This is a genomic window from Sulfurimonas sp., from assembly GCF_034005705.1.
Lineage (GTDB): Bacteria > Campylobacterota > Campylobacteria > Campylobacterales > Sulfurimonadaceae > Sulfurimonas.
Genome location: NZ_JAVEUF010000008.1, coordinates 91,041 through 98,232 on the forward strand (window position 1 = coordinate 91,041; position 7,192 = coordinate 98,232).

10 protein-coding genes and 3 tRNA genes are annotated in these 7,192 nt (G+C 40.0%); 4 read left to right on the plus strand and 9 right to left on the minus strand.

The window, feature by feature from the left end; genetic code table 11:
- The first annotated feature begins 57 nt into the window (after positions 1-57).
- The 3 genes from RBR61_RS05970 (at position 58) to RBR61_RS05980 (ending at position 424) form a co-directional block, all read left to right on the plus strand.
- Positions 58-134: transfer RNA gene (locus tag RBR61_RS05970), tRNA-Met, on the plus strand.
- Between the two features lie 20 nt (positions 135-154).
- Positions 155-229, plus strand: a tRNA-Gln gene (locus tag RBR61_RS05975).
- Positions 230-347: 118 nt separating this feature from the next.
- A tRNA-Met gene (locus RBR61_RS05980) sits at positions 348-424 on the plus strand.
- Positions 425-722: 298 nt separating this feature from the next.
- Here the strand turns inward: RBR61_RS05980 and RBR61_RS05985 are convergent.
- The 4 genes from RBR61_RS05985 to RBR61_RS06000 all read right to left on the minus strand — a co-directional run bounded on the left by RBR61_RS05985 (position 723) and on the right by RBR61_RS06000 (position 2,914).
- Positions 723-1,007 (minus strand): type II toxin-antitoxin system RelE/ParE family toxin, encoded by a 285-nt coding sequence (locus RBR61_RS05985; RefSeq protein WP_320342790.1) that lies wholly within the window; start codon positions 1,005-1,007, stop codon positions 723-725.
- On the minus strand, positions 997-1,248 hold the full coding sequence (locus RBR61_RS05990; protein WP_320342792.1) for a type II toxin-antitoxin system prevent-host-death family antitoxin: 252 nt from the start codon (positions 1,246-1,248) through the stop codon (positions 997-999). The genes RBR61_RS05985 and RBR61_RS05990 overlap by 11 nt, the downstream gene beginning before the upstream one ends.
- 91 nt (positions 1,249-1,339) lie before the next feature.
- Positions 1,340-1,909, minus strand: coding sequence for a YqiA/YcfP family alpha/beta fold hydrolase (locus RBR61_RS05995; protein ID WP_320342793.1), 570 nt, complete (start codon positions 1,907-1,909; stop codon positions 1,340-1,342).
- A gap of 24 nt (positions 1,910-1,933) precedes the next feature.
- Positions 1,934-2,914 carry a Fic family protein gene (locus tag RBR61_RS06000; RefSeq protein WP_320342795.1) on the minus strand — a complete coding sequence of 327 codons (981 nt, stop codon included), beginning with the start codon at positions 2,912-2,914 and terminating at the stop codon, positions 1,934-1,936.
- Positions 2,915-3,057: 143 nt separating this feature from the next.
- On the opposite strand from RBR61_RS06000, the gene RBR61_RS06005 reads away from it, so the two are divergent.
- Positions 3,058-3,408, plus strand: a complete 351-nt coding sequence (locus tag RBR61_RS06005) for a CbiX/SirB N-terminal domain-containing protein (RefSeq protein WP_320342796.1) — start codon at positions 3,058-3,060, stop codon at positions 3,406-3,408.
- A 4-nt stretch (positions 3,409-3,412) separates the two neighbouring features.
- Here RBR61_RS06005 and RBR61_RS06010 read toward each other — a convergent pair whose 3' ends face one another.
- The 5 genes from RBR61_RS06010 to RBR61_RS06030 all read right to left on the minus strand — a co-directional run.
- Positions 3,413-4,459, minus strand: coding sequence for a polysaccharide deacetylase family protein (locus RBR61_RS06010; protein WP_320342798.1), 1,047 nt, complete (start codon positions 4,457-4,459; stop codon positions 3,413-3,415).
- A 25-nt stretch (positions 4,460-4,484) separates the two neighbouring features.
- On the minus strand, positions 4,485-5,846 hold the full coding sequence (gene mgtE / locus RBR61_RS06015) for a magnesium transporter (RefSeq protein WP_320342800.1): 1,362 nt from the start codon (positions 5,844-5,846) through the stop codon (positions 4,485-4,487).
- A gap of 23 nt (positions 5,847-5,869) precedes the next feature.
- Positions 5,870-6,526 carry a hypothetical protein gene (locus tag RBR61_RS06020; protein WP_320342801.1) on the minus strand — a complete coding sequence of 219 codons (657 nt, stop codon included), beginning with the start codon at positions 6,524-6,526 and terminating at the stop codon, positions 5,870-5,872.
- On the minus strand, positions 6,495-6,956 hold the full coding sequence (locus tag RBR61_RS06025; RefSeq protein ID WP_320342802.1) for an N-acetyltransferase: 462 nt from the start codon (positions 6,954-6,956) through the stop codon (positions 6,495-6,497). Before RBR61_RS06025 ends, RBR61_RS06020 begins: the two co-directional genes overlap by 32 nt.
- Positions 6,953-7,192: phosphatidylglycerol lysyltransferase domain-containing protein (locus RBR61_RS06030; protein ID WP_320342803.1), on the minus strand; the 240-nt coding region annotated here is incomplete at its 5' end. The genes RBR61_RS06025 and RBR61_RS06030, both read right to left, overlap by 4 nt.

Genomic DNA, 7,192 nt, shown 5'->3' on the forward strand with positions numbered 1-7,192 from the left:
AGGCGTATTTGCCTATAATTCCACTCCAACAAACATATTGACCTTGTTTGTAAGTGGCGCGGAATAGAGCAGTTCGGTAGCTCGTCGGGCTCATAACCCGAAGGTCACAGGTTCAAATCCTGTTTCCGCAACCAATTCTTTCACTTTTAATTGTTGGGGTATAGCCAAGCGGTAAGGCAACTGGTTTTGGTCCAGTCATTCGGGGGTTCGAATCCCTCTACCCCATCCACTTCTACAATAAAATGATTAATTTTTGTTTTAATCTAGGAAGTTTCGACTGAGGAATACTGAAGTATCCGAAGGAAATACTGACGAAGAGTAAAACCAAAAGTACCATTTTAAAATATCGCGGAATAGAGCAGTTCGGTAGCTCGTCGGGCTCATAACCCGAAGGTCACAGGTTCAAATCCTGTTTCCGCAACCAAAATCATAATTTTTTCTTACGCCCATTCAACAGCCAAGTGTGACAATCTGATTTTTATAATGTAGTTTCGAGTCATCAATCCACTCAGCAATTTTACCGAAGAAAACCGCATGAGGTGTTTTGTATCCTAACTCTTTTCCAGGTCTATGGTTTAGTATCTCTTGTATAGCTGTGATTTGCTTATGTGAGTAATCTATAAACTTACTTTTATCGTTTAATTATAAAACTTTGAAATACATACACAGCAATAAACCAATATAATAGACTCTATGACAAATATATTAACTAGAGCAAGGGATTATAACCTACCTTTAAGATTATCGTAAATTTTATTTTTTTCTCTTTTCCCTACGCTCAACACAAGAACAACAACCTCCTCATCTTTTATTTCATATGCTAGTCTGTATCCAATATTTCTTAATTTGATTTTATATACATTTTCATATCCGGAAAGCTTGTCCTTTGCTACTCTTGGACTCTCTAGTCGTTCTTGTAGTTTCTTTTTAAATTGCTCTTTGATCGTAGAGTTTAATTTTTTCCATTCCTTGAGGGCTTGGGGCATAAATTCAAGATTATAGCTCATTTATATCTACTCTTATTGGCTTTTCATCACTCTTTTTAGCTTTTTCTACTTCTAATGAAAGATAATAATCATCTATAATCTCCATCATCTTCTCATATAGTTTACTTGGAACCAGATAAGCACTGGGTATATTATGGTTAAGTATGGCGATGGCTTCATCTCCAGCTTCATTTAAAAGTTGTGTGGGAGATTTTTTTAGCTCAGTTATACTCGCAGTGTAGTTCGACAAAATCGGTTGCATTTTAAATCCTTTATTCAGTATCTAATATTATACTAATTATAGTATCTATTTGTCAAACAAGACGGATTTCAACAACCCGAAGGTCACAGGTTCAAATCCTGTTTCCGCAACCAATCAGATACCCTTTTATCTCATCAAAATATTTCTCTATATTCTCAAAACTGTGGCTTCCGCCCTCTTCTATGGCAAACTTGGCATTAGGCAGTCTGTTTACGGCCTCTCTGTAATCAAGCAGCTCATCACCCTTTTGAAGCAACACAAAGAAGTTCTCCTGCTTTTTAGGTTCGGCTTTGTAACCTTTTAACATCTCAATATGCGACTCTCTCCATTCAAAACTGCTCTCATCATAAAAATTCGGTGCCATACCGAGCACTTTTTTTAGTGTCTCGTACGGTTTTACAGACGGGTTGATAAGCACAGCTTTTAGAGCGTACTTCTCAGCCAGATACATGGCATAAAAACCGCCTAAAGATGAGCCGATAAGATTTACACTGCCGCCGTAAGACTCTATCATCTCCTCAAGCGTTTTTAGAGCCAGATTCGGGACATAAGAGAGTGAGGGAGCGATAAATGGCTCATCTATGCTCTTGAAATAGGTGCGAAAAAGCTCTGCCTTTACGCCGCAACCGCTACCGCCAAAACCGTGTATGTATATGGTCATCTGCCTCCTCCCTAGTTTGTGTTTTTAAATTAAAATTTCTTTTTCCAAAACTTCCCAGTGTCCGCGGGTTCCACCAACTCTTTGCAGTATCCCTTTTTCTTTGAGTTTTGCTAAATTTTCTTCTATTTTTCTTTTTGATATGCCGACAACATCAGATAATTTATCTGCAGAAACTTTACTGTTTTGCATTATTTGTTCTACTATTATTTGCTGATTTTGGGTAAGATTACCGACTCTATTACCGACTCTATTACCGACCTTTTCTATTGCTTCAAATATAGACTCAAGCATAAACTCTATAAAAACAGTGCTTTCTCCATCGCTTCCGCAAATTTCTAGCACTTTATAATACTCTTGTTGTTTGTCTCTAACAATACTCTCAATCGGGATAATACTAAAAGTACTATTCCAACTTTGCAATATCAAACTTTGCCAAAATCTTCCCATGCGACCGTTTCCATCTGCAAAAGGGTGAATAAATTCAAATTCATAATGAAATACGCTACTTGAGATAAGAGGATGTTCATCTGTTGCCTTTAGCCAAGCAAACAAATCATCCATGAGACTTGGCACTTGCGATTGTGGCGGTGCAACATGCACCACACCATCTCTACCACCGACACCCACATCACTATTTCTATAGCTTCCGGCTTTTTTAAGAAGCTCGTCCATCAAGATTTTATGGGACTTTAGCAAGTCTTTTTCATCAAGGAAGTTTAAAGTATGTATCTGCTTATAAAGAGCTATCGCCCCTTTTGCTTCTGCAAGTTCATTAACCGTTCCGAGTACTCTCTTGCCTTCAAGCAGAGCTGTAATTCTATCTTCATCAAGCGTATTTCCCTCTATTTGAAGAGTTCCTGTAATAGTTCTTATTTGATTAATTTTTCTAAGCATTGGCAAATTTGTATCTGCTTCCTTTGCTTCAAGTTTGCCGATATTAAGACTTATCTTGCTTATTAAATCTATTATTTTTGATGTAATAGCATATGGCGGTTTATAGCTCATCCCAAACTCTCTCTAACTCTGTTTTTTACTTTAATGGCACTTATAACGGTTTTAATGATACGATTGTTTTATTTAATTGAACCATAAACGGTGCGTGTAAACGCAATTATGTTATATTTTCGTATATAAATTAAGGTTTGAAAATGAACGGATACATACTGCTCTCACACGGTAGCAAGGTCAAAGCCTCAAATGACGCAACAAGAGAGGTTTTAGAGAAGTTACGGGCAAATATTGAAAATATTGAACTCGCTTTTTTGGAGTTGGCTGAGCCCGATTTTGAAGATGCGGTAAAAAAGTTAAAAACAGCCGGCGTTAGCAGTGTTACAGTTTTGCCTCTTTTTTTGGCTCCGGGAAAACATGTCAGAGAAGATGTGCCGCATCTTGCCTCTTCGTGTTCACAAAAGTATGATATTAAAATAGAGGTTTTGGATCACATAGGCGCTAACAGTGCCTATGTTAAGATGATAGAGGATATTCTGCTTAGCAGATAGCTTTTTATTTTACTATCCAAAGATGGCTGTACCAGTACCATCTGCCATCGTTTGAGGGAGCCGTGCAGGTATATCTGTCTCTTGGAGCCTTTAGCGCTTCATCTGTTTGTACGCTGAACTCTCTATCCGATAGCCACTCAACGGTTATCGCTTTTCCGCTGGAGAGGTAACACCCTACATTTTTTAGAGGATGTTTGAGCTTTATGGTAAGTTTTGGAGGATTTTGCTCTTTTACCAGAGGTTCTATCGATGAGACGCTATCTATAGGAAGAGGCAGAGTTTTAAGCTTTAGAGTAAAGCCGTCCATATCCGCATATGCCTCCGACATTGCAAAGCGCGGCAGAGTCCTGGTGTCGCTATGCATCCCGATAGCGCCCGACGTCTGAGTTATTCCGATATACCCTAGGCTTTGGATATACTCCGCACTCTCTTTTGTATACTCTCCAAAAGGGTAGGAGAAGAGCTTTGGGTTTTCATTCGTAGTCTCTCCAAGCTCCTCTTGAAGCCTCTTTTGTGCAGACTCTATCTGCTCTTTTATTCGCTTTTTCCAGTCCTGCTCATCTTCGCCCTCTTTTGGGAGCATATAGTCATGTGTTGTCGAGTGGTTTGCAAACTCTGCTCCAAATGCCTGCATCTCTCTCATCTCATCCCAGCTCATATAATTTTTAGAGCCGTTATCTGCCGGTGTACTGTTTACAAATACCGTAAAAGGGAAGTTATACTTTTTAAACTTTTCAAACGCGTTAGTGTATATGCTTTTATAGGCATCATCTATAGTTAGTGCAACGACTTTTTCTGGGATCTCTCTGCCCTCTAAAATATGGCGGACTATCTTTGAGAGGCTCCAAACATTGTAGCCGTTTTGCGAGAGATACTGCAGATGAGCTTCAAACTGCTCCATTCTTATATTTGTTGAGGGGTATCTGCTATCGCCAAAACGGTGGTACATAAAGACGACTGCCCCCTCATCATCCATTTTACTGCTGTTTTGTGCGCTCAGAATCTCTGAAAAGAAAAACAAAAGCAAAAGATTAAGTAACAATTTTCTCATTTTAACACCCGCTTTTTTCTTTGAACTATAGCAAAATTATGGTTGCCAATCCAAGAAAACTAAAAAAGCCCACAATGTCCGTAACCGTTGTAAGAAGCACGGAAGAGCCTACTGCAGGGTCGATATCTGCCTTTTGAAGAAGCAGAGGGATGAGTGAGCCGAAGAATCCCGCCGTGATGATATTTATAACCATTGAGGCGGCTATTACTACTCCAAGAAGAGGCAGAGCAAACCATATCCAGGCGATAACGCCTATGACCACGGCAAAAATAAGGCCGTTCATAAGAGCAAGATAGACCTCTTTTAGTATGGTCTCTTTGGCATCTTCGCTGCTAATGTCTCCGAGCGCCATCTGGCGTACCGTTACGGTAAGTGTCTGCGTTCCTGCATTTCCGCCCATAGAGGCCACTATCGGCATCAGTACAGCAAGTGCGACAAGCGATTGCAGGGTCGCATCAAAGAAACCGATGACGATGGATGCCGCAATAGCAGTTATAAGGTTTATGCCAAGCCAGTAGGCACGATATTTACCTATGTGAAAAAGGCTCTCCTCCTGCTCTGCCTCTTCATTAACACCCGCAAGGTTATAGAGCTGTCCCGTTGCACGCTCCTCAATGATGTCGTAGATGTCATCAGAGGTTATACGCCCAAGAAGCTTTCCTTTTGCGTCAGTGACCGGGATCACCCCCATGTCGTACTTTGAAGCGACCTCTACTACATCATGTATGTCATCCAAAGCCTTTACGGAGATAGTATTTACACCTTCTCTTACAAGCTCTCTATAGTTTACGTTCGGTCCGAGGAGTATAAGATCTTCTAGAGGAATTGAGCCCAAAAATTTACGATTTCTGGTAACTACATAGACCTGATAGACGCTGTCTAGCTCTTTTTGAGCCTTTAGACGTTTAAGGCGGCGTATGGAGTCTCCGACCTGCTCATCTATAAATGCCGAAAAGAGCTCGGTCTGCATATATGCACCCGCTTCATACTCATCGTAGGCTATAAGGGTCTGCAGGTTTTCTCTATCTTTATGCGGAAGGTTCTCTAACACCTCCTGCGCTATTTTTTCATCTACCTCTTCTATATTTCTTATAAGCTCAGCCGCATCATCGGTATCTAGCGTGTTTGCCAAAGATGCAAGTTCGCTCGGCGTAAAGTGCTGGAGTATCTCTTCATGGCAGTGACGTGGCAGCTCTATCATAACATGAGCTTGAAGCTCTTGCGGGAACTTGGAGAGCTCCTCTAGATAGAGACTTTCATCTTCATCACGAAGCTCAAGCAGATCCTCTGCAATATCGTATGGGTGTACGGTCGCATCTGTGCCTTCTATGTACTTGTTTGCCTTATCCCGAAGCAGGGCTACAAGCTCCTGTGACGATAGTTTCATCTATTCTCCAATATTTTCAATAACTATTTTGAGTATGTTATCTTTTCGTTTAGTAAAACTTTTTGTCTCTCTATGATCGTATCTTCATCCTGCAAGATATTTCTAAACTTCTTATAGAGCATATATTCGACGACTATAGCCAACACTCCAAGAACTGAAAGAAAGATCAGCATGTCGCCTAATCTAACGCCAAAATAGTCAAATATCATAGCGGTAAGGGCACCGCCTATAATAGCCGATGAGACAAAAAAAGATCTAAGGATCAGATAATCCTTTATCTCGATCTCATCTTTCATAAAGTGGATTGTGTGAACCCTCGATATCTCAAACGTGATCGCCTGAATGGTAAAAATGCTCAAAATTATATATGTAAAAATAACTATATCCACCATATAAAGCGAATAACTGAGAATTTGTATAATATCTAAAATAATTACAAAAAGATAAATATTATATATTTTCACCTTTTTAAAAAGTGGCTGTATAAGCCCGTCGGTAGCTCCTATGAGCATATAAAAACTGATCATAAAGACAGGAAGGTACATACCTTCAAGCTTTGTGATATAGGGCATGATCGTCCAGTCTATATATGTAGTTACAAAAAGGACGATAACCTGAAGTTTAAGCAGTTTGCTTTTTAATAGATCGCTATATATCTGCTTGTAATGTGTCGTCGGCATATCTTAACTCCATCAGATAGGCATCACAGCCGTCTCTGTAAAAAGCTTTTAGTTTTTTGAGCTCGCTAAAGCCCATCTTCTTATATAAAGCTATTGCCGCTTCATTGTCAGTTCGCACTTCAAGAAGCACTCTTTTAAAACCTAAAGCTAAGAGCTCCTCTAATGCCAATAAAAGCAGCTTTTGCGAAATTTTTCTATTACGGTAGGAGGTGCTTACCCCCAAAGAGTAGAGTTTGGCATCTTTACGCCTGATAAGCACCAAGACATAGCCCGCCAAAGCACCATCTACCTCCGCCACATAGAGCAGATTGTTTTTAATGTGATACGCAAAAGAGCCTCTGGAGAGAGGGTAGTTTTGCGGCAAAAAAAGCTCCTCCTCCAGCACACAAAGCGAAGAGAGGTCTGCGTTTTGGGCTTTTCTCAGTATCATTTTTGGTAGATCGTATACTTTGGAACAAGTTTGAAAGGACGGTATGACATCTTGACCTTGCGCAGGTTCTCAAACCCCATATCATCGCCTACATTTATATAGACAATATTGTAGTGCTCTTTTAGCATTTTGGAGAACTCTCTAAAGATAAACTGGGCACATCCCAATATCTCGAAGTCTGTTTTTTCAATAATAACCGTTGCAGTATCTTTGTTTATCCTCTCGCCGACCGTAAA